We start from the raw sequence: 22,375 nt of genomic DNA on the forward strand, positions 1-22,375 counted from the left end.
GCTTCAGTGCCTTCCGTGTAGAGCGCGGATGAGAACTTTGACCAGCCAGTCGATTCGGGCGGTCCGTCGAAACGTCGTCAGTGGTAGTGGCGAACGGAATCGTTGCCGAGTCGTCGAACGAGCGTAGGTGAACTCCTTCAGGCCATCTGGGCCGTGAACGCGCCCGAAACCGGATGCTCCGACCCCACCCAGTGGCAGGTTGGGAACCGCGGCATACATCACGTAAGAGTTCACCGACGCTCCTCCGGATCGGAGCCGATCGGCAACAGCCGCTCCGTCCTTGCCGAACACGCTTGCTCCCAACGCGTATGGTGACGCATTGACCAATTTCACCGCCTCGTCCATCGAGGCGACCTTGGTGATCGTCATGGTCGGGCCGAAAGTTTCCTCCGTGACGGCGAGGCTGTCTTCGGGTACGTCGACCATGATGGTCGGTTGCACGTACTGACCGGAGATCGAGCCGAGCCCTCCGAGAAGGACATGCCCACCCCGCGATACCGCGTCTTCGATGTGGCGCCGGATGACGTCGACCTGCGAGGGCATGGTGATCGGGCCGATCTTGTCCTCGATGTCGGGCCCCGCATGAACTCGGGCAGCCAAAGTGGTTGTCTTGTGCAGAAACTCGTCGAAGACGTGTTCGTGCACGTATACACGCTCGACGCCCAGACAGGTCTGACCGGAGTTGGACAACGCACCCCACACTGCAGCGTCCGCGGCGGCACCAACATTTCCGTCGGCATCAAGGATGAGCGCGTCCTTGCCGCCGCATTCCATCAACACCGGGGTGAGGGTCTCGGCGCAGGCCGCCATGACTTTCTTGCCGGTGGCGGTGGATCCGGTGAACCCGATCTTGTCGACGCCGGCCAGGCACAGTGCCGCGCCGACGGAACCGTCACCCGTGACGACTTGCAGCACAGGATGTTCAGGGACGACCTCGGCAAACGCTCGGACCAACCATTGCCCGACTGCCGGCGCGAACTCACTCGGCTTGTAGACCACGGCGTTGCCGGCAGCGAGGGCGAACGAGAGCGAACCGAGCGGAGTGAAGACCGGATAGTTCCACGGACCGATCACACCGATCACCCCGAGAGGCCGATACTCCACCGAGGCGGCCTGATTGATCGTCAACAGACTGGAACCGACGCTGCGCCTGCCCAGTACCTTTCGGGCATTCTTCGACGCCCACGCGAGATGTTCGAGTGCCATGGCTATTTCGAGCATCGCGTCGGGGTGCGGCTTGCCCATGTCCCGATGCACGACGTCGGCGAGTTCGGATGCTCGACGCGCGATGATTCCTCGCCACCGATCCAGGCGACGAGCGCGTTGCTCGAATGTCAGTTCTGCCCACCACGCGGAAGCAGCACGCGCGTCGCGCACTGCCTGCGTCACGGTGTCGTCGTTCGCCTGTGTGGTCGTGTCGATCTCGGTCGCCGTCATTGTGGAGTTCCTTGAAGTGTGTGGTGGACGGCGCCGTCGGCCCAGCTGCGAGTGACGCGTTCGAGGATCGGTCGGGACAGAGCCAGAATCGGGGCGAACCACGGCTGCGCTTGCACCGCGAACGTCCAGGTGAGGCGGCTTCCAGCCGAAGTCGGTTCCAGCACCAGATCTTCGGCGAAGCGTTTGAACCCCGGCAGTGACGCCGACTCCACGTAGAACGTCATTCGGTGCCCCTCGTCCCAGCGGAAGAATCTCTCGTTCAGTGAAGCAAAAGCGCCGGCGCGCACGGTTCGGGTAGTCCCGATGCCGAATGGTCTGGCCGAGGTCCAGTCGGCGCCGGTGATCCCGCGCGCCCAGGACGCGAGCGCTCCATCCGAGGTCAACGTCTGCCACACGCTTTCGCACGTCGCTTCGGATTCGATCCGGTGAGTGATCCGCACCGGCGCGGATCGGATGAAGTCTTCGTCGGCCGCAACGAGGGAGAATCTTCCCATCACAGGTCCACCACCAGGGATCCACCGGTGGAACGTGATCGACAGGTCAACATCGAATCGGCACGTTCGGATTCGGTGAGGAGGGTGTCGCGATGATCGACGGACCCGGAGAGCACCCGGACCCTGCACGTACCGCAGAAGCCCTGTTGGCAGGAATACGCGACTCCAGGCAGTGCGCGCCGTATTGCAGCCAAAGTGCTTTCGGATTCGCCTACATCGACGGTGAGACCGGTGCGCGCCAGATGCACCGTGAACTGGTTGCCGTCGATCACCGGAAGCGGCGAGAAACGCTCACTGTGCACCGATCCGGTCGGGTTGCCCGCGAAAGCTGCAGCACGCACCATGTTCATCAGCGGGGCAGGTCCGCAGGTGTAGACCGCTGCGCCGGGCTTTGCAGCGGAGACCAGTGTTTCGACATCCGGCGGGCCGGATTCGTCGTCCGGTCGGATGGTTACCCGACCACTGGAATACTCTTCGATCTCGTGCAGAAAGGGCATCGCTGTGCGAGTTCGTCCGAGATAATCCAAACGCCAGGGGATTCCGCGGCGGTGACAACATTGCACCATGGGAAGTAGCGGAGTGATCCCGATTCCGCCCGCAACGAAGAGGTACGACGGAGCAGCGACAAACGGAAATGCATTGCGTGGCCCTCGGACGTCCACCACCATGCCGGGTTTCAGCGACTCGTGTATCTCGCGCGAGCCGCCCCCACCCTCGTCGATCCTGCGGACGGCGATCCGATACGAGGTCAAGTCGTCGGGGTCGCCGCACAGCGAATACTGTCGTTGCCTTCCCGAGGGGAGAAAGACGTCGAGGTGAGCGCCGGGAATCCACGACGGCAGGGTGATGCCTTCCCTCGGGGTCAAGGTGACACTCAGGACGTCGTCGCATTCGAACCGGACGGACTTCACGTCCAGAGTCATGTCGAACCCGCTGTAGCGGACCGGTCTGGGGCGCGAAAGTATTTGCGCTGCAAGGCTCGACGCAAAGATCCGACGGTATGCGCCCGTAGCCTGCGCGGCAAACCTCAACGACCGAGTCGGTGTGAAGTCGGGTGCGTCGTGAGGACGGTCGGCAGTCGTCTTGTTCATCCTTCACCCTCTCCGGAAGAACGATTGGCGGCAGGTGAGCGAGCGAGGTAACGCATGGCGACGTCCATGTCCCCGATCTGGGACGGATGGAAGCTCGGCCGCAGATACGGGGGGATCTCGGTGACCAGGAATTTCATGTTCGGAACCAGGCCGCGACGAGTGGCGCTGATCAGCTGCAGAGGCCACAGGCGTCCCTTCGCCTTCGACGGGTCCTGTCGGAAAAGGTAATTCATCGAGGCGATGAACAACACGAAGAGCGTGAAGCTGGCCAGCAGCGCCGTGCGAACGCGTCTGGCATAGCTACCGTCCACGTACATGTAGGCGTCGAAAGCCACGTTGCGGTGTTCGACTTCCTCGGCGCCGTGCCACTTGACCATGTCGAGCATCATCGGGTGCATACCGGCATCTTCGAGCGCGGGATCGGTGAGCAGCCATTCCCCGACCACTGCTGTGTAGTGCTCCATGGCAGCAAACAGGCCGAGACGTTCACAGAGCCAGGCGTGCTTGGCTTTTCCGGTCAATCCTTTGTCGCCTAGTATCTTGTCCACGAGCCAGTCCATCCGGCGTGACATCGGTTTCATGTCCATGCCGAGGTCCGCAAGATGTTCGCGTGCACCCTTGTGAGACGACGCATGTGTTGCTTCTTGGCCGACGAACCCCACCACCTCCTCGTGCAGGCGGGTGTCCTCGATGAGAGGGAGTGCTTCGGCGAGTGTCGCGGACATGGCCCGCTCTCCCTCCGGTAACACGAGATGCATGAAGTTGATGACGTGGGTGACCATCGGTTCGTTCGGCACGTAGTGCAGTGGTACACCGTCCCAGTCGAATTCGACGTCGCGGGCAGCGATCGCGTGTGCCTCGTCGGTGTAGCGGCGGGCGCCGGACGGTGCGACGACGGGTGTGCCTCGGAAGGCGTTGATGCCGAGCATTATCGGCTCCTCACGGTTTCTCGAGCAGTGGCGAGTGCTGTGGGCGAGACGGGTTCTACGTGCGAATAGTGAGCGAGGTCGGCCCGCTTGGTCCTGGCACGGAAGGATCGGTTGAATCCGGGATAGAAGGTGTAGTTGCGGCCACCGTCGACGAGGTAGTAACTACTGCACCCGCCTGCGTTCCACACACTGGTGGTGAGTCGGCGATCGGTCGCGCGCACGAACTCGCGCTGCACCTCGGCGCGGACGTCGATGCTGCCGATACCGCGTTGGTCCATTTGGAGAATGCAACTCACGATGTACTCGACCTGCGCTTCGATCGTGACGACCTGTGAGGTGTAGACCACCGAATTGGGGCCGAGAATCATGAAGAAGTTCGGAAACCCGCTGATGGTGGTACCGAGGAAGGCCTCGGCGCTGCCGTTCCACGTTTGCGCGAGGCTGCGGCCGTCCTTGCCTCGGATGATGTCGAACGACGGGTTGTCTCCCATGCGAAAGCCGGTACCCATGACTATGGTGTCGACTTCGCGGAAAGTGCCGTCCGCGGTGAGTACTCCCCGCTCCTGTACCTCGACGATTCCGTCCGTCACGACCTCCACATTGGATGACGCCAGCGCAGGATAGTAGGTGTTCGAGAACGTCGGACGCTTGCATCCGAATGCGTAGTGGGGGAGCAGCTTTGCGCGAAGTTCGCGGTCGCGTACCTGCCGGCGAAGGTGAGCTCGGCCGAGCGCGGCCAAGCCTTCGAGCAGTGACGGCTTGTACACGAATCCGGGTACCAGGGCTTCTTGAAGGAGGTCGAGCCCCTTGCGTGCGAGTCGTTGGACGAGCGGTACCCGCTCGAAGAGGGTGCTCGGCCAGCCGGTCATCGGCTGATCCGGGTGCGGCAGAATCCACGTCGGTGTCCGCTGGAACACGGTCAACGTGTCTGCGAGTGGTTGCAGTCTGGGGATGATCTGCACCGCTGAGGCGCCGGTGCCGACGACTGCGATCCGTTCGCCGCGAAGGTCGTGATCGTGGTTCCAGGCGGCGGTGTGGAACATCTGACCACGGAACGATTCGAGTCCGGGGAGGTCAGGAGTGGCCGGGGCGCTGAACGGGCCGGTGGCCGCAACGAGGAACTGTGCTTCCCACACGGTTTCCGAGGTGTGTACCCGCCAGATCTGGGCATGCTCGTCCCACGATGCCTCTGTCACGTCCTGGTTGCAGTGGAAATGACCGGTGAGTCCGAAGCGGTGGACACAGTCGCGGAGATAGTCGTAGATCTCCGGCTGCAGCGGATACAGCCGCGTCCAGTTCGGATTGGGCGCGAACGAGAACGAATACAGGATCGAGGGGATGTCGCACTGTGCGCCGGGGTAGGTATTGACCTGCCAGGTCCCCCCGGGTTCCGCAGCGCGTTCGAGAACGACGAAGTCGTCGATTCCGGATTGCTTCAAGCGGACGGCAGATCCGATGCCGCCGAAACCGGCTCCGATGACGACGACTCGTGTTCGGCGAGTTGGAGTTTCCTCTTCACTGGCCGATGGCCCCGAGGGTGGGTCGATGTCGACCATGTGTGACGCCTCCTGATTGGTGCGTGAACAACTGAACGAAGAGTAAGTCTGACATCATGTGATGTCAACAGCGGTTGATGTCAGAATTTGTTCGACTGACATCAATCGCTGTCAATTCGCTCTCGAGCGTCACCACGATCACCTGAGGTCGAGAGCACTGCCGGTCAGTGAGAACATGGGGGCATGACGGATATCGAGGCTCGGCGCACCGGCCCGCGCAGGTGGCGTGGGCAGGAACCGGAAGACCGCCGCGCCGCGCGCCGGGCGCAGCTGATCGAAGCCGGATTGCAGATCATGGGCACCGAGGGCGCGGCTGCCGCGACCATGCGTGCGACCTGCCGCGAGGCCGCGCTGACCGAACGGTACTTCTACGAGAGCTTCACCAACCGTGACGAACTGTTGGTCGCCGTGCTCGACGAAGTCGTCCTCGGCGCTCGTGACACCATTCTGGACGCTCTCGGAGCCGCGCCTTCCGAACCGTCGGCCCTGATCCGTCACGTGGTGAAGGCCTTCACCAACTACGTATTCAAAGATCCGCGCCGTGGACGCATCATGTTCGTCGAATCCCAGGCGGAACCTGCCCTGTGGGACCGGGGGCGAGAACTGATGGCGGAGTTCACCAATCCGATTTCCGCGTCGCTGGAGCTGATGTACGGCGGCGAGACGGCCGACTCCGCCAACTCCGAACTCAACTCGGTGGGGCTGTTCGGCGCCCTCGCGTTCATCTATCAGGCGCACACCCCGTCCTCCAAGATCTCTCGAAAGCGGTTGGTGGAACACATTTCGCTCATGGTCGAGGCCCAGGCGACCGTCAACAGCACGCCGGCGAGAAAAGAATGAACTCGGTGCCGGTCGCCAGTGGAAAGCGTCTCGGACCCGAAGACCGCCGTGAACAGATCATTGTCAGCGCGGCAAAGGTTTTCGAGGAGAAGCCCTATGCCGACGTCTCGATGACCGAGTTGGCCAAGGCCGCTGGGGTCGGTCGTCCGCTGCTCAATCATTACTTCGGCTCCAAGCGCGAGTTGTATCTCGACGTCGTACGGCGATTCGTCTTCATCCCCGAAGTGGCGGTGGACCGCATTCCGCGATCGGCGAGCCAGGAGAAGCGGATCGCCGCCGTGATCGATCGGTGGCTCGACGTCGCCTGGCGTCATCGAGACATGTGGATCTCGACAGTCATGTCCGACGACCTTCGCCGTGATCCCGAGATGGATCGGATCCTGCAGGACGCGGACGACGTTGCCGCGCGACGCATGATGGATGCGCTCGAGATTCAACCGACTGAAGGCAGCAAGGCCGCTGTTCATTCGGTGATCGTGGCGTACGGAGGATTGGCGAAGGCCGCCAGTAAGCAGTGGTTGGTGACCGGGTCGCTGGACCGCGAACAGGTGCACCTTCTGCTGGTACGCAGCTTGCTGGCAATCGTGCGTGAAGTGCTGCCGGCCTGCGAGGCGGACTCCTGATGGCTCAGAGAGATCTCGCGACGAGGTCTTTCATGACCTCGTTCGATCCGGCGTAGATGCGCTGAATGCGAGCGTCGGCGTACATCTGGGCGATGGGATATTCGAGGACGTAGCCGTACCCGCCGTGCAGTTGTACGCACCGGTCGATCACGGCGCACTGCTGATCGGTGAGCCAGTACTTGGCCATCGCGGCGGTAGTCGCATCGAGCTGCCCGGCAAGGTATTTGACGATGCAGTCGTCGATGAACGTTCGTGAGATACGAGCGATGGACGCGCACTCGGCAAGTTCGAAGCGGGTGTTCTGCAGATCGAAGAGCGTTTGCCCGAACATGTTTCGCGATTTGCTGTACTCGACGGTGATGGCGACTGCACGCTCCATTGCCGCAGTGGCAGCAACCCCACAGATCAATCGTTCGGGCAGTAGCTGTTGCATCAGCTGGGCAAATCCTGTGCCTTCGCGGTCCCCGAGCAGGTTTGTCACCGGCACGCGCAAGCCGTCGAAGAACAACTCGGTGGTGTCCTGGCCCTTCTGTCCGACCTTCTCGAGTATTCGCCCGCGCTCGAAACCCGGTGTGTTGTCGTCGACCTCGGCCACGATGAGCGACACTCCTCGCGCTCCGAGGCTGGGATCGGTTTTGGCGGCAATGATCACCAGATCACAATTGCGGCCGTTGGAGATGAATGTCTTTGCGCCGCTGATCAGATAGTCGTCACCGTCACGGACGGCGCGGGTGGTGATGTTCTGTAGGTCGGACCCGGTGCCGGGCTCGGTCATGGCGATTGCGCCCACCCATTCGCCGCTCACCAACTTCGGTAACCAGCGCAGTTTGTGCTCGTGATCGGCGTAGGCATTGAGGTAGTGCGGCACGATTCCCGAGTGCACACCGAGTTGGAGTGAATGATCACCTGCCATCACCTGCTCGTGAAACAGGACGGCGTCGTGTGCGAAAGTTCCTCCTCCGCCGCCGTACTCGGTGGGGATCGACATGCCGGCGAGCCCGAGTGTCCCGAGTTCCCGATATGCAGACTTGTCGGGAAAACCCTGGTCCGCGAAGCGTTTCTGGTGCGGTGTCACGTGTTTGGCGAAGAAGTTCCTCGCCAGGTCGCCAACGGACTCCAATTCGTCGTCCATCCACGGGGACCGTCGTTCTGTGGTCCGGGTTGCAGCGACTGCGGTTGATCCTTGCGTCATCGTGATTTCTCCCGATCGATGAAGTGCGACCCGCGAGCGGATCTGACCTCACCTATCATCCACACTGTTGACGGTGTGTCAATAAGGGGCTGGTCGAATCGACCTCCAGACCCGCCTCGAATGCCACGTCGCCCGCCCGCAAGAATAGGACGACACAGACACGAACAGGCCGGCGCGAAGGATGGGCAGTGGACCCCGAAGAAACATCAGCGGGTCACGAGTCCAGCCTCCCGGCACCGCGGCCGGCGCGCAGCGTCCTGTTCGGATTGCCGCCGGTGGGAAACCGGTATCCAGGAGCTGTTCGAGTCGCACTCGCCCTGGCGATTCCGGCGTCCATCGCCACGCTGCTCGGATTCGGACCTACTTCACTCCTGGTCGGCCTCGGCGCATTCGCGTCGATCTACGGTGAGGGGCGCCCGTACCGGAGCAGATGGAAGGCAGTCGGTATCGCCGCGACGGTGCTGACGATCCTGTCCTTCATCGGGGCGTCGGTCGGGGAGCCGGTCCACCGAGCCATCGCCGCGGGCGCGCCGACGTTTCTCCTGGTCTTCGTCGTACTGATCATGGCGGTCGTGGTCTCGACGTGCGCCTTTACCGTCGACGCACTTCGATTGGGCCCACCGGGCGCGTTCTTCCTACTGCTCACCACCGAGATCAGCTCCGTGATCGCCACTCCCGGCCAGCCGCCGGTCGAGGTCGCGACGTGGACGGCTGTCGGCGGGATCAGCGCGGTGGTCGTCTCGATGACGGGCATCCTGTGGGCACCGAGAGCGATAGAGCGCAGCGCGGTACAGGCAGCCGTTTCGGCCGTTGCGGAGTACACGGAAGCACAGGCGACGTACGCCCCGCCGGAGTTGGCGCGAGACAAGCGCCACGCTGCCGCGCTTCGCCTGCACGACGCGTGGCAGTGCCTGTACCGCGGCGCAATCGTCGGGAAGGACCACCCGTTGACCCGCGAACTCCAACGAGCGCAGATCTCGATGGCAAGGGCGATCTCCGACGACCACGATCCCGAACTCATGGCGGACCCCGCATTCGACGTCGACGAGGTCGGTGCTCATCCACCTCTGCCGGATCCGACGATCCGGTATCGGTTCCTCCGCGCCTGCAATCCGTCCAGCCGAGCGTCGATCACGGCCCTTCGGCTGTCAGTGGCCTGTATGGCGGCGGGAACCCTCACTGTTCTGCTCGGCATCGATCGCCCGGACTGGGCGGTGATCGCCGCTGCGATGGTCCTTCACCAGGGGCCGGATCGGATACTGGGCACCTATCGCGGAATCCATCGCATCGGCGGAACCGTTCTCGGGTTGATTCTGTTGGGCGTCATCTATGTATGGGGTCCGACCGGTCTGTGGATGGTGGCGGTGCTTGCCGTCCTGATGGCGGGGATCGAGCTGTTCCTGGTGCGGAACTACGGGATCGCCGTCATCTTCATCACCGCCCTGGCCATTCTCCTCGGCGCTGCCGGTGGTGCGCACGGGACCGTCCAGCATCTGATTCTCAGCCGCATGCTCGAGACGGCAATCGGAGTCGTGGTGGCGTTGATCGTCCTGTGGACGGTCGGACGCGGGGCACATCGACGGACTTTGGTCTGGGTGGACGAACGCGCCGGCAGTGTCCTGTTCAAGCTGCTGACCGAAATCCGCGCAAGGCACTATGCACCACAGGCGAATTGGTCCGAGCTTTCCGAGCTTCGTCGCGACCTGGACTTCGAACTGCGAGGCAGCACGATGGCCGGGATCGACGCCGCCCACAACGAACCCGAATGGGCGTCGCAGCGGTGGGGAACGCACACCGCACTACATCACCTGGGATCGGATGTGCTGCACCGGCTGTGGTTCGGAACGCAGGTGTCCAGGTCGCACCTCGAAGAATGGGAGTCTCGCTACTTGCGCTCGGGTTCGGTGTGATCGAGCATCGGCACAGCGCTGAACTTGGCTGGATTCGCGATGTCGTAGGCCGCGCACACAACTCCGTCGCGAACGGTGAAGCCGGCGACTCGCGCGGCGAACTGTGGGTACTGGTCGTCCCCGGGTGAGCCGGCGAATACACCGCCGAGCTGTCCATTGACGAGAACCGGTGACATCGAGAACACCGCAGCGGGTCCGTACTTGCGCGCCAACCCCAGGTAGAACCGCGCCACGCGATCACTGCCACGGACGATGTTGACCGCCGTGCGGGTCGTTCCGCCTGCGTCACCGATCAGTACGGCATCGGGATCGAGTGCATCGATCACGGCGTTCAGATCTCCACTCGCGATAGCCGTCACCAATCGTTCGACTGCGGCGGAATGCTCCTCGCTGCTGACCGGTACCGGCGCCGATGCTGCGGCTTTCCGAGCCCGTGAAGCCAACTGTCGGGCGGCGGCGACTTCGATGTCGAGGATACGGGCCACCTCGGCGAACGGTACGTCGAAGCCGTCGTGCAGGACGAAGGCGACTCGTTGAGCGGGCGTGAGGGTGTCCAGGACGACGAGGGCAGCAAAGCGATTCTGTTCCTGAGCCACCACGTACGCGAGCGGATCGGGTGTCGCTGAGGGTGTGCTCGCGGTGGTGGCGACGGCCGTGACGATCGGCTCCGGAAGCCACTGTCCTACATAGCTTTCTCTGCGCACCGCGGCCGACTTGAGATGATCGAGACAGATCCGCCCGACAACGGTGGTGAGCCATCCGCGCAGTTCGCGGATCTCGAGGTCGGCACCTTCGCGTGATTGCGCGACTTGCAAGCGTATCCAAGTTTCCTGCACCGCGTCCTGGGCGTCACTGAAACTGCCGGTGAGCCGGTAGGCCACCGACGTCAGATGGCCACGGTGTTGCTCGAAGTCTTGCGCAGTCGTCGGCGAAAGCATGCCATCATGATACGGACCTGACACTTTAAATCCGGCATGAATGTAACCGTTGACCCAGGTAGTGGGTGCCGACGTATGGTTTCGGCACTGCTTACGGCTCGATTCCGTCGTCACATTCATTGGAGTCTCACGTGTTTCGGTCTTTCCCGCTCATGTCGCTCAACTGTTGTCGTTGAACTGACATTCCCCACACCTGCCTGTGCCGAGCGCCGCACACGGCGCTCCGGACAGGTGTAGCCGAGAACTGAACCAATCATCTTCTACAGGAAGCCACTTCATGATTCGCCCTCGTTTCGCGCGCTCGGTAGCCGCGGTCGTCGCTCTTGTCACTCTGTCCAGCCTCGCCGTTGCCTGCTCGGGCTCCTCCGACGAAGTGGTCAAGACCGCCGACGGCAAGACCGTCCTGCGGTACGAAGGCAGCACCGGACAGGTCATCTACCCCGAGTTGGCCGCCGACCTCGGCTACTTCAACGACGTGGAGCTCAACTGGATCGGTGACACGACCAGCGGCCCTCAGAGCATTCAGAACGCGGCGACCGGTCAAACCGAGTTCGGTGGAGCGTTCAACGGTGCCGTGGTGAAGTTGGCTTCCGCAGGTTCGCCGATCACCTCGGTCATCGGGTACTACGGCTCGGACAAGGAGAGCTTCAACGGGTACTACGTGCTCGACGACAGTCCGATCAAGTCTGCGAAGGACTTGATCGGCAAGAAGGTCGGGATGAATACCCTCGGCGCGCATCACGAGTTCGTCGTGCGTGAATGGCTTGCGCGACAGGGGCTTACGCCGGACGAGATCAAGCAGGTGGAATTGATCGTGGTGCCGCCGGTCAACACGGAACAAGCGCTGCGGCAGGGACAGATCGACGTCGCCACTCTCGGCTCGGTCTTCCGTGACTCCGCGCTCGAACGTGGTGGTCTTCGTGAGCTGTTCACGGACGAATCGCTGTTCGGCTCGTTCACCTACGGCACGTTGGTGTTCCGTGACGACTACATCGCGCAGAACAAGGAGGCGGTCGCCGATTTCGTTCAGGGAACAGCGCGAGCCATCCGCTGGACTCAGACGCACCCACGTGAGGAAGTGATCGCGAAGCTGACCTCGATCATCAACAACCGAGGACGCAACGAGGACACCAAGCTCATCAGCTACTGGAAGAGTCCGGGAGTCGCCGGCCCCGGCGGAACGATCACCGATACCGAGATCAGCACGTGGATCGACTGGCTCACCCGAAACGGCGAACTCGAAGAGGGGAAGTTGAAGCCGTCGGACATCTACACCAACGAGTTCAATCCATACGCCAACGGAACGTATTCACCCGACAGCGGCGCTGACGGACAGGCACTGGAGGCAGCAAAATGAGCACAGAACCGAAACTACGGCTCGAGCACGTCACCAAACAGTTCGACATTCGTGGGACCGACGAGGTTTTCACCGCAGTCGAGGACATCAACATCGACGTGGCGCCGGGGGAGTTCCTGGTACTCGTAGGGCCGAGTGGTTGCGGCAAGTCGACTCTCCTTGACCTTCTCGGTGGACTCAGTTCGCCCACTTCCGGTCGAATCCTTCTGGACGGCAAGCAGATCACCGGCCCCGGCTTGGACAGGGGGATCGTCTTCCAGCAGTACGCACTGCTTCCGTGGCGCACTGCACGTCACAACATCGAGTTCGGACTCGAGGCGAAGGGCGTCAAGAAGAGCGAGCGACGCGAACTCGCCGAGCACTACCTCGAACTGGTCGGTCTGCAAGGCTTCGCGGATCGCTATCCGCACGAGTTGTCCGGCGGAATGAAGCAGCGAGTTGCGATTGCTCGCAGCTTGGCCTTCGATCCCGAGGTGTTGCTGATGGACGAACCGTTTGCAGCCCTGGACGCACAGACACGGGAGTCGCTGCAGGATGAGCTTCTGCGCATCTGGAAGGCCACCGGCAAAACGATCCTGTTCATCACCCACGGAATCGACGAGGCCATCTACCTCGGACAACGTGTTGCCGTGCTGACCTCGAGGCCGGGGCGCGTCAAGACGATCGTCGACATCGACATCGACAGGTCCGGCGACGACGTGCGATCCGGTGAGGAGTTCCGAGTGTTCCGGCACCGGATCTGGACACTGCTGCACGGTGAAGTCGAGCGCGCCCGCGCCGGCGAACTCGATCCCGCCAAGGAGGTTGCACATGTCTAGCGCATTGGCAACGCCGGACGTGGTCGTCGACCCGAAACCGTTGCCCGACAAAACACCTGACATTGCGCAGCGGAGCCAGGCCGGCGGTAAGGCGGCGCGTTACGTCGGTTCCGCCGCGTGGCGGATCGCCAAGCCGTCGATTGCGATCGCGATTTTCCTCGGGATCTGGGAAGCGGCACCTCGGCTCGGGCTGGTGGACAAGGTTTTCCTCCCACCCTTCACCGAAGTCGTGTCCGCATTCTTCACCCTCGCCGAGAACGGACAACTGCAAGAACATGTCTCAGCCAGCCTGACGCGTGCGCTGACCGGATTCTTCGTGGCCATCGCGATCGCGATTCCGTTGGGAATTGCGATCGCCTGGTACCGCCCGGTCTCCGACTTCCTCAACCCGATTCTCGAATTGTTCCGTAACACTGCAGCCTTGGCGCTGCTTCCCGTTTTCGTGCTGATTCTGGGAATCGGTGAGGAATCGAAGATCGCCCTGGTGATCTACGCCTGCACCTTCCCGATTCTGCTCAACACCATTTCCGGTGTCCGCACGGTCGATCCGCTGCTGATCAAGTCCGCTGCCTCGCTGGGGTTCTCCTCGATTCGGCTGTTCCAGAAGGTGGTTCTACCCGCTGCGGTGCCCACGATCTTCACCGGAATTCGCATGGCCGCCGCATCGTCGATTCTCGTACTGATCGCCGCCGAAATGGTCGGGGCCAAAGCCGGTCTCGGGTATTTGATCACCGCCTCACAACTCAACTTCCAGATCCCGAACATGTACGCGGGTATCGTCGCGATCTCGTTGCTGGGTCTGACGATCAACGCGATTCTGGTCCTGATCGAACGTCGGCTCTCGCGCTGGCGCGTCACGACCTGACCCCACTTTCACGGAAAGATTCTGCGAACTCATGTCCGAACGACAATTTCATCTGAACGCCTTCCTGATGGGCGTCGGCCATCACGAGGCGGCGTGGCGCCACCCACACACAAATGCGGCCAACCTTCTGGACGTCAAGCACTTCCAGGAGTTGGGAAGGATCGCCGAACGAGGAAAGCTGGACTCGGTGTTCTTCGCCGACGGACTGGCAGTCGGCCCGCGGGTCAAGCACAACACGCAGGCGATCTTCGAACCCGTGACCCTGCTCTCGGCGATCGCTGCAGCCACCGACAAGGTGGGTCTGATTGCGACGGCGTCGACCAGTTACAGCGATCCGTACACTCTCGCAAGAAAGTTCGCTTCCCTCGACCACATCAGCGGGGGACGCGGCGGATGGAATATCGTCACGTCGGCCGGCGCCGACGAGGCGGCCAACTTCGGCCTCGATGCAGTACCGGCGCACAGCGGTCGTTACGAGCGTGCCGAGGAGTTTCTGGACGTGACGCTCGGACTCTGGGACAGTTGGGAAGAGGGAGCCGTTGTCCTGGACGAAGAGACCGGAATTTTCGCCGATCCTGATCGTGTCCATCGGATCGACCACGACGGTGAACGATTCACGGTCGCCGGTCCGCTTAATTCGCCGAGGTCTCCGCAGGGACGTCCGCTGCTGGTGCAGGCCGGTTCCTCCGAAAGCGGTAAGGATTTCGCGGCGAGATATGCCGAAGCCGTGTTCACCGCTCAACGGACTCTCGAGCAGGGGCAGGATTTCTACAACGATCTCAAAGCTCGGCTGATCAAGTACGGGCGTAGTCCCGACGAGATCAAGGTGCTGCCGGGCATCGTTCCCTTCATCGCGGATACGGAAGAAGAAGCCAAGGCCCTGGAGCAGTCGTTCACGGACCTGATCTCTCCGGAGTATTCACTGCGCCAACTCTCGAACATGGTGGGCGTCGATCTCACCGAACATTCCCTGGACGCCCCGCTGCCGCCACTGCCGGACATCGATCGGATTCAGGGAAACAAGAGTCGATACCAACTCGTCAAAGACCTTGCAGAGAGCGAAAAGCTGACCGTTCGAGAGTTGATCGGCAAACTCGGTGGTGGCCGAGGACATCGGACGTTCGCCGGGACACCGGAGCAGGTGGCCGACGAGTTGACCGAATGGTTCGACAAGGGCGCCGCGGACGGCTTCAACATCATGCCGCCGTACCTGCCGGGTGGGCTCGAGGTCTTTGTCGATCGGGTCGTGCCGATTCTGCAGGCGCGTGGGCTCTTCCGAACCGAGTACACCGAATCCACCCTGCGGGGCCACTACGGCCTCGATCGTCCGGCGAACCGGTTTTCGCGGGCCGCTGACGCGGCAGAAGTGAGCGCGTGACGGAAACTGTACCCAAGGAACAGCCGGCGATTGCCGGGCTCAAGCCGCTGGTGACAACGGTTTTCGTGCCGGCGGCCATCTTCGGGATCGGTCAGGGTGCGGCTGCCCCCATCATGGCCGTGACAGCCCGGGATCTGGGTGCGTCGGTCGCCGTCGCCGGCCTGATCGTTGCCCTCGGTGGTTTGGGCGCCGTACTCGGTGACCTCCCGGCCGGACGGATAGTGTCGCGTTTCGGTGAGCGAAGATCGATCATCGGCGGAAGTTCCTTGGGTGCAACAGGAGTGGTGATCTGCCTGCTTGCGCAGACTCCGTGGATGCTGGGAGTCGGAGCACTGCTGACCGGACTGGCGAATGCGGTGTGGGGCCTCGCGAGGCAGAGCTACCTCGCCGAGACCGTGCCACTCGGGCTACGGGCCCGAGCGATGTCGTCGTTCGCGGCGATGTGGCGGTTGGGTTTCTTCCTGGGACCGCTCATCGGTGCCGGCGTGATTCTCCTGGTGGGAGCGCGCGGAGGATTCCTGGTCCAGTTGGTGGGCGTCGTACTCGCCGGGGCACTGATGGCTCGCGTTCCCGACCCGCCGCGAAAGGCGCAGGCGAGCATCGGCGATCACGGGCACGTCACCCTCCCGGACATCCTTCGCCGTCATCGTGCCGCCCTGTCGACGCTCGGGACAGGCTCCCTTCTGATGGGCGCGGCCCGTGCTTCGCGGGAGGCGGTTCTGCCGCTGTGGGCACTGCACCTCGGGTTGGATGCAGCCCAGGTGAGTGTGATCTTCGGTATCGGTGCGGCCGTGGACCTGCTGTGCTCGTACCCGGCCGGACACATCATGGACCGGTACGGCCGCAGGCTGGTCGCGGTGCCTTCTCTGACGGTGATCGGTGTGTCGTACCTGATGCTGCCGTTCTCGACGGGTGCGCTGGGACTGACCGTGGTCGCCGTCGTGATGGGGATCGGCAACGGATTGGGCAACGGCGTGATCATGACTCTCGGTGCCGATATCGCTCCGCCCGAAGAGCGCGCCGAGTTCCTCGCTGCATGGCGATTGACCCACGACACGGGCATGTTCGGTGGGCCGCTCGCGATCGGTCTTCTCGCCGCGGTGTTCCCGCTCGGGTGGGCGTTCGCCGCACTGGGCGCGACTTCGTTCGCCGGCGCAGCAATGATGTTCCGCTTCATTCCGATCTACTCGCCGCGGGTGTCACCCCGCTCGCGCGTCGGGAAACGGTAGGTACGCTCGCTACATGCGATTCGGACTGTTCGTACCTCAAGGCTGGCGTCTGGACCTGGTCGGCATCGACCCCGCGAAGCAGTGGGAGGTGATGCGAGACTTCACGCTGCGCGCGGAGGCAGGGCCGTGGGAATCGGTGTGGGTCTACGACCACTTCCACACCGTTCCCCAGCCGACGGAAGAAGCGACTCACGAGGCGTGGACATTGATGGCCGCACTCGGTGCGTCGACGTCGCGTATCCGACTCGGCCAGATGTGTACCGCCATGAGCTACCGCAACCCGGCGTACCTCGCCAAGGTCGCTGCAACCACCGACCTCATCACGGGTGGACGCGTCGAGATGGGAATCGGCGGTGGATGGTACGAGCAGGAGTGGCGCGCATACGGCTACGGCTTCCCCTCTGCCGGTGAGCGTCTGGGCCGACTCGACGAAGGAATCCAGATCATGCAGCAGGCGTGGTCGACCGGCAGCGCCACGCTCGACGGCAAGTACTACCAGGTCGACGGAGCGCTGTGCCGCCCACTTCCGTTGCAAGAGGGCGGAATTCCCATCTGGGTTGCCGGCGGCGGCGAGAAGGTCACACTCAAGATCGCGGCCAAGTACGCGCAGTACACCAACTTCGACGGCACCCCGGAGGGCTTCGTGCACAAGTCGGAGATCCTGAAGAAGCACTGCGACACCGTCGGTACCGACTTCGACGCCATCGTGCGTTCGGCCAACTACAACGTGGCCATCGGCGCGACGGAAGCCGAGGTGGCTCAGCGGTTGGAGACACTGAAAGCCAGACTGACGCCGCTGGTCGGCGAAGCTGCCGCCGATGCGTCGCTCGACGCCTTCCGCGGAATGCCTGCCGTGGGTACACCCGAGCAGATCATCGAGAACCTGTCGGCGCTCAAGGCGCAGGGACTCGAGTACGGAATCTTCTACTTCCCCGAGGCCGCGTACGACACGTCGGGAATCGAGATGTTCGAGAAGGAAGTGCTTCCCGCGCTCGCGTAACCGTTGGGGCTAGCGCAGGGAGTCGGGAAGATCGGCCGGTTTGATCAGAACCCGGCGATCGGGGTGAGTGCGAACTTCTTCGGAGTCGGGAATCCGGCTCTGCAGGAAGTTCCACTCGCTCGCGCTGACAGCGGCGATCGCTCGTGCCAGGACGGCCGAGTCCTTGGTTCCCCATTCGATCGGCATGGGACTGACCATCTGCCAGGTGTCTGCCTTGCTTCGGGTGGAACGATCCGAACGCAGCGCCACCGACGGAATGCGGTCGCCGACTCGCCACTTCGGATTGAGTCGAACGTTGCGGCTGACGAGCGCGTACTTCGGCGCCCCGGCGGCCGGCTTCGCGATGTCGATCAGCGCGGTCAGCGTCGCCGCACGCGGGTGGACCTCGGTGACGATCGCAGGGACCAGTGGGTTGTTCGCATACAGAGATTCGACGCTTCCCACCTTGCGGGGCGCCCACACCGCCACCCACAGTGAACTGGCCGCACCGATGGCGAGGACCGCGCCGATGATGATGGACCACACCTCGCCCATGCTGATCAGCCAGGCCCCGACGGCGGCGAGGACGATCGCGAAGATCACCGCAGAAATCTGCAGGCGGCGTACGTCGGCCAGTGTGTCGTTGACCGACTTGGCGTGAGCCTTGTCGACGGTGAACTGGAAGTCAGCCACGAAAAGTTCCTTCGGGTGGTGCCGGACGATCTAGGACCGGCCCCCGATCGCACGGGGACCGTCCACCAGCGTAGCTAGTTTCGCGCGCGCTCCCACATCTGCAGGTAAGCCTCGGCGCCTCGGCTCATGTCCTCGATGATGGTGTCGCCGTCGGCTCCCGCAGCGATGCGCATGTCCGCGATCCAGTCGGGAATCATCCCGTACTGCGCCACACCGTCGGTGTTCACGTCGAAAATCCGGGTGCCGGCGCGCTGCTGGTCCATGACCGTGCCGTCGAAGGCGGTGTACGGATACTGCAGCGGATTTTCGGCGGCGTCACCGCGCGGTGCGGCCTGCGGCCCGAAGCCGTTGGTGTCGGCGCCGTAGCCGAAACCGAAGTAGTAGTTCTCGCTTCGCATCGCCCGCGCATCGCGCCATTGGTCGATGAATCCACGCTCTTCGGGCTTCTCGTCCGACGCGTCCAGTTGCCCGGCGTACAGGGCGACGAAACCGCCGAGCGCGTAGATCCGCTTGTACAGGCTCGGGTCGCTCCAGCTGTGACTCGAGACGACACCGGAGTAATTCGCGGCTTCGAGAATATCGAGGGCTGCTTCGGCGGTCTTGACGCTCATGTGGTCGATGTCCACGATCATCCCTAGGTCCATCAAACCTCGGATCATGTACGCGCCGAGGTCGGTCAGGCCGTGCGAATTACATTGCGGACCAGCGGGGTACACCGGAAGCGTCACCCCGGGTGGGAGTACTGCGAGAAGGTTCTGTGCGCCGTCGACCTTGGTGGGCAGCACGTTGTCCTCGGCGACGCCGGTGCATGATTCCGATTGCCAGAACTCGCCGGTACCCAGGTAGTTGCCGATGTTGACGGCGACGCCGGTGACGCCGCCGTCGAAACGGGCACCGCCCAGAGCGTTGTCGAACTTGTGCGTGACGATCATCTGCCGGACACCCAGGTCGTACAACTCGTCCAGGCCGCGGTCGATGTCGTCCTCGGTGCACTGCGGAATCCCGTTACGCACAGAGCAACCGAAGGGTTCGGATACCTCCACTCCGAGGGTGACGGCGAGCTTTCCGTCGGCGGCCACCTGCCTGGCTTGTTCGGGGGAGCTCACGATGCGGAACCATCCGCGGCCGGGTCCGCCGTACTGGGCGTCGATGTAGTCCTGGAGTTCGCGTGTCTGCTGGGCCTGGATTCGGACGGTCTCCATCTCGTCGCAGGGATTCCGCTTGCTCGGATACAGCTCGCACAGGACCCGATTGGCGACAAAGAGATTGGTGAAGATGCGTAGTCCGCCGCGCCAGGCCCGTTCGACCCATTTGTAGTACGTCTGCTCGTGTGTCAGGGAATCGTGCGCCGGCCAGTCGGCGAAGCTGGGCCAGCCGGTGGTGTCGTGAGTTTCGAAGGGATTTCCGTACGACAGAACGTTTTCGAGGAGGGCCGGTATCCCGTCGGGTTGATGGTCCGGGCAGTCGACGAGCGCTGCGGTGACGCCCTGTGGATCGAAAGGTCGGCCGCAGTGCAGGTTTCCGCCCATGAACTCGGAAGCATTCATGTGCACGTGTGTGTCGATGAATCCGGTGACTTCACCGTTCGGCCCGATTTCTCCCGGAACACCGCTTGCACCCACTTCTGCTTCGGGGAAATCGGCGCAGCCGTCGCGGGGGATCAGAGTGAACGCCGATTCGGGAACGTCACCGGGATCGGACATCGTGAGCATCAAGTCTCGCGAGATCAGTTGGCGACCGTTCGAGGTCGCGGTCAGAACGAAGGACTCGCCGGTGGACATCACGGTCCAGTCGGTGGACGGAGCTGCTTCGGAGGTGGCGAGAACGGAGTCTGCGCCGTCGTGCGAGAGCATCGATCCGTCCGGGCCGTACAGCATGAAACGGCCCAACTGGGCCGCGTGTAGGCGGAACGGTTCGGCGTCGGCGGCTTTCGTGGAATCGGTGAGGTACGCGGTTCCGTCACGGCGCACGAAATCACCGGACTCCGTGCGAAGTGCGTAGCAGCCGTTCGCAAGTGCGTACACCGAGTTCTGCGCGCCAGGAGCTGGACTCGGTGCCGCAGCACTGACGCCGGTCGTGGCGACGACGACGGCGGCAGTCAGCAGCGAGATGGTTCCGGCGAGCCGACCCCGTAGACGTGGAACTGAGCGCATGGTGCTGGTGACCCCCGGCCGATGGACACGACTGTGACAGGGGACACTCTACAGATAACTGGACGTATGTCCATTTGTTTCTGCAACGTGTTGCAGAAATGGTCAGCCGATTGCAGGTCCGAGCAGGTCGTCGGCGTCGGTGATCCGGTAGGCGTAGCCCTGTTCGGCGAGGAATCGCTGACGATGGGCCGCGTACTCCGCATCGAGAGTGTCGCGGGAAACCACCGAATAGAAGTGAGCCTGACCGCCGTCGTGCTTGGGCCGCAGGAGGCGCCCGAGTCGCTGAGCCTCTTCCTGCCTCGACCCGAACGTTCCCGAAACCTGCACGGCGACAGACGCCTCCGGAAGGTCGATCGAGAAGTTCGCGACCTTGCTCACCACAAGCGTCTGGATCTCGCCGTTACGGAACTGATCGAACAGGATCTCGCGTTCCTTGTTCTTGGTGGATCCCTTGATCACCGGAGCGTTCAGAGCCTCGCCGAGTTCGTCGAGTTGATCGAGATACGCACCGATCACCAAGGTCGGGGAATCGGGATGCTTGGCCAGAATCGATTTCACGACAGCAATTTTGGTGTGCGCCGTCGAACACAGCTTGTAGCGCTCCTCGGGTTCGGCGACGGCATAGGACATGCGTTCGGCGTCCGTCATCGTCACTCGCACCTCGACGCAGTCGGCCGGCGCGATCCAGCCCTGCGCTTCGATGTCCTTCCACGGAGCGTCGTAGCGCTTGGGGCCGATGAGCGAGAAGACGTCGCCTTCGCGGCCGTCTTCGCGCACCAGTGTCGCAGTGAGGCCGAGACGGCGGCGAGACTGCAGGTCTGCCGTCATCCGGAAGACGGGCGCGGGCAGCAGGTGCACCTCGTCGTAGATCACCAGTCCCCAGTCGCGGGAATCGAACAGCTCGAGATGCTTGTATTCGCCCTTCGTACGACGCGTGATGACCTGGTACGTGGCGATCGTGACCGGCCGAATCTCCTTGCGCTCGCCGGAGTATTCGCCGATCTCTTCCTCGGTCAACGACGTGCGGGCGATGAGCTCACGCTTCCACTGACGACCGGCGACGGTGTTGGTCACCAGAATGAGGGTGGTGGCCTTTGCCTTCGCCATGGCGGCTGCGCCCACCATCGTCTTCCCGGCGCCACACGGCAGCACGACGACGCCCGAGCCACCGGCCCAGAACGAATCCGCTGCCATCTGCTGGTAGTCACGCAGTTCCCAGTGGCCCTCTTCGAATGCGAGGTCGATGGGATGCGCTTCGCCGTCGACGTAGCCGGCGAGGTCCTCGGCGGGCCAGCCGACCTTGAGCAGCATCTGCTTGAGGCGGCCGCGTTCGCTCGGGTGGACGATCACGGTGTCGTCGTCGACCTTCTCACCGAGCATCGGCGAGATCTTCTTGTGTCGCATCACCTCGGTGAGGACTGCGCGGTCGAGGCTGACCAGGATGAGGCCGTGCACCGGGCTCTTGACCAACTGCAAACGTCCGTACCTGGCCATCGTGTCGACGATGTCGACCAGCAGTGGCTGGGGGACCGCGAACCGCGAGTACGACACGAGCGCGTCGACAACCTGCTCGGCGTCGTGTCCGGCGGCGCGGGCATTCCACAAGGCCAGGGGAGTGATGCGATACGTGTGGACGTGTTCCGGGGCCCGTTCGAGTTCCGCGAAAGGGGCGATTGCCTGTCTGGCATCGCCGGCGCGCTCGTGGTCGACCTCCAACAGCAGCGTCTTGTCGGATTGGACGATCAACGGTCCGTCGGTCACGGAAGCCTCCTAGTGAAACAAACGCGGCAGCCACAAAGCGTTGCACCGCGCTGTCGGCTGACGCCAACCCTGCCATTGTCCTGGTATCGGAGCGCATACGCCAACAGGCGACGCTTGCACACCCCGAAGTAG

General features: G+C 63.0%; 19 protein-coding genes. 9 read left to right on the plus strand and 10 right to left on the minus strand.

Annotated elements, in window-relative coordinates; genetic code table 11:
* Nucleotides 1-3 precede the first annotated feature (3 nt).
* From ABWI03_RS04560 to ABWI03_RS04580, 5 genes are read right to left on the minus strand one after another with little or no spacing between them, the layout of a single operon-like run.
* On the minus strand, nucleotides 4-1,437 hold the full coding sequence (locus tag ABWI03_RS04560) for an aldehyde dehydrogenase family protein (RefSeq protein ID WP_298777314.1): 1,434 nt from the start codon (nucleotides 1,435-1,437) through the stop codon (nucleotides 4-6).
* On the minus strand, nucleotides 1,434-1,934 hold the full coding sequence (locus tag ABWI03_RS04565; protein ID WP_353798865.1) for an SRPBCC family protein: 501 nt from the start codon (nucleotides 1,932-1,934) through the stop codon (nucleotides 1,434-1,436). The genes ABWI03_RS04560 and ABWI03_RS04565 overlap by 4 nt, the downstream gene beginning before the upstream one ends.
* Nucleotides 1,931-3,022 carry a PDR/VanB family oxidoreductase gene (locus ABWI03_RS04570; RefSeq protein WP_298777316.1) on the minus strand — a complete coding sequence of 364 codons (1,092 nt, stop codon included), beginning with the start codon at nucleotides 3,020-3,022 and terminating at the stop codon, nucleotides 1,931-1,933. Before ABWI03_RS04570 ends, ABWI03_RS04565 begins: the two co-directional genes overlap by 4 nt.
* A complete protein-coding gene (locus ABWI03_RS04575) occupies nucleotides 3,019-3,951 on the minus strand; it encodes a metal-dependent hydrolase (protein ID WP_298777317.1) in 933 nt (310 codons plus the stop codon). The genes ABWI03_RS04570 and ABWI03_RS04575 overlap by 4 nt, the downstream gene beginning before the upstream one ends.
* Complete coding sequence (locus ABWI03_RS04580; RefSeq protein WP_298777318.1) at nucleotides 3,951-5,507, minus strand: flavin-containing monooxygenase; 1,557 nt, start codon at nucleotides 5,505-5,507, stop codon at nucleotides 3,951-3,953. Before ABWI03_RS04580 ends, ABWI03_RS04575 begins: the two co-directional genes overlap by 1 nt.
* A 183-nt stretch (nucleotides 5,508-5,690) precedes the next feature.
* Here ABWI03_RS04580 and ABWI03_RS04585 point away from each other — a divergent pair, with 183 nt between their 5' ends.
* Together ABWI03_RS04585 and ABWI03_RS04590 are read left to right on the plus strand one after the other, a co-directional pair.
* Nucleotides 5,691-6,347, plus strand: coding sequence for a TetR/AcrR family transcriptional regulator (locus tag ABWI03_RS04585; RefSeq protein ID WP_124567585.1), 657 nt, complete (start codon nucleotides 5,691-5,693; stop codon nucleotides 6,345-6,347).
* Nucleotides 6,348-6,352: 5 nt separating this feature from the next.
* Entirely contained in the window at nucleotides 6,353-6,970 is a 618-nt protein-coding gene (locus ABWI03_RS04590; RefSeq protein WP_234036857.1) for a TetR/AcrR family transcriptional regulator, read from the plus strand.
* 4 nt (nucleotides 6,971-6,974) lie between these two features.
* On the opposite strand, the gene ABWI03_RS04595 is transcribed toward ABWI03_RS04590, so the two are convergent.
* Nucleotides 6,975-8,162, minus strand: coding sequence for an acyl-CoA dehydrogenase family protein (locus ABWI03_RS04595; protein ID WP_435054141.1), 1,188 nt, complete (start codon nucleotides 8,160-8,162; stop codon nucleotides 6,975-6,977).
* Nucleotides 8,163-8,350: 188 nt separating this feature from the next.
* Between ABWI03_RS04595 and ABWI03_RS04600 the strand changes: the two genes are divergently transcribed.
* Nucleotides 8,351-10,072 (plus strand): FUSC family protein, encoded by a 1,722-nt coding sequence (locus ABWI03_RS04600; protein ID WP_298777319.1) that lies wholly within the window; start codon nucleotides 8,351-8,353, stop codon nucleotides 10,070-10,072.
* Here the strand turns inward: ABWI03_RS04600 and ABWI03_RS04605 are convergent.
* The gene (locus tag ABWI03_RS04605) at nucleotides 10,048-11,010 is read right to left on the minus strand and encodes a sigma-70 family RNA polymerase sigma factor (protein ID WP_298777320.1); all 963 of its coding nucleotides are present in this window, start codon (nucleotides 11,008-11,010) and stop codon (nucleotides 10,048-10,050) included. The two genes, ABWI03_RS04600 and ABWI03_RS04605, sit on opposite strands and share 25 nt — an antisense overlap.
* Before the next feature lie 277 nt (nucleotides 11,011-11,287).
* On the opposite strand from ABWI03_RS04605, the gene ABWI03_RS04610 reads away from it, so the two are divergent.
* Genes ABWI03_RS04610 through ABWI03_RS04635 form a run of 6 tightly spaced genes read left to right on the plus strand, consistent with a single transcriptional unit; the run spans nucleotide 11,288 to nucleotide 17,657 of the window.
* Nucleotides 11,288-12,367 (plus strand): ABC transporter substrate-binding protein, encoded by a 1,080-nt coding sequence (locus ABWI03_RS04610; RefSeq protein ID WP_200316414.1) that lies wholly within the window; start codon nucleotides 11,288-11,290, stop codon nucleotides 12,365-12,367.
* Complete coding sequence (locus tag ABWI03_RS04615) at nucleotides 12,364-13,185, plus strand: ABC transporter ATP-binding protein (protein ID WP_003940477.1); 822 nt, start codon at nucleotides 12,364-12,366, stop codon at nucleotides 13,183-13,185. The genes ABWI03_RS04610 and ABWI03_RS04615 overlap by 4 nt, the downstream gene beginning before the upstream one ends.
* Nucleotides 13,178-14,050, plus strand: a complete 873-nt coding sequence (locus tag ABWI03_RS04620) for an ABC transporter permease (protein ID WP_095968818.1) — start codon at nucleotides 13,178-13,180, stop codon at nucleotides 14,048-14,050. The genes ABWI03_RS04615 and ABWI03_RS04620 overlap by 8 nt, the downstream gene beginning before the upstream one ends.
* 31 nt (nucleotides 14,051-14,081) lie before the next feature.
* Nucleotides 14,082-15,428 carry an LLM class flavin-dependent oxidoreductase gene (locus tag ABWI03_RS04625; protein ID WP_200316411.1) on the plus strand — a complete coding sequence of 449 codons (1,347 nt, stop codon included), beginning with the start codon at nucleotides 14,082-14,084 and terminating at the stop codon, nucleotides 15,426-15,428.
* Nucleotides 15,425-16,657, plus strand: a complete 1,233-nt coding sequence (locus ABWI03_RS04630; protein ID WP_298777321.1) for an MFS transporter — start codon at nucleotides 15,425-15,427, stop codon at nucleotides 16,655-16,657. Before ABWI03_RS04625 ends, ABWI03_RS04630 begins: the two co-directional genes overlap by 4 nt.
* A gap of 13 nt (nucleotides 16,658-16,670) precedes the next feature.
* Nucleotides 16,671-17,657 carry an LLM class F420-dependent oxidoreductase gene (locus ABWI03_RS04635; protein WP_095968821.1) on the plus strand — a complete coding sequence of 329 codons (987 nt, stop codon included), beginning with the start codon at nucleotides 16,671-16,673 and terminating at the stop codon, nucleotides 17,655-17,657.
* A gap of 9 nt (nucleotides 17,658-17,666) precedes the next feature.
* Here the strand turns inward: ABWI03_RS04635 and ABWI03_RS04640 are convergent, their stop codons facing one another.
* From ABWI03_RS04640 to ABWI03_RS04650, 3 genes are all read right to left on the minus strand, one after another.
* On the minus strand, nucleotides 17,667-18,329 hold the full coding sequence (locus ABWI03_RS04640; RefSeq protein ID WP_095968822.1) for a DUF3239 domain-containing protein: 663 nt from the start codon (nucleotides 18,327-18,329) through the stop codon (nucleotides 17,667-17,669).
* 74 nt (nucleotides 18,330-18,403) lie between these two features.
* Nucleotides 18,404-20,482: an amidohydrolase family protein gene (locus ABWI03_RS04645; protein ID WP_298777322.1), complete on the minus strand. Its 2,079-nt coding sequence runs from the start codon at nucleotides 20,480-20,482 to the stop codon at nucleotides 18,404-18,406.
* A gap of 102 nt (nucleotides 20,483-20,584) precedes the next feature.
* Nucleotides 20,585-22,243, minus strand: a complete 1,659-nt coding sequence (locus ABWI03_RS04650; protein ID WP_003940219.1) for a DNA repair helicase XPB — start codon at nucleotides 22,241-22,243, stop codon at nucleotides 20,585-20,587.
* Between the last annotated feature and the right edge of the window lie 132 nt (nucleotides 22,244-22,375).

Source organism: Rhodococcus baikonurensis, assembly GCF_040489275.1.
GTDB classification, from domain to species: Bacteria; Actinomycetota; Actinomycetes; order Mycobacteriales; family Mycobacteriaceae; genus Rhodococcus_F; species Rhodococcus_F baikonurensis.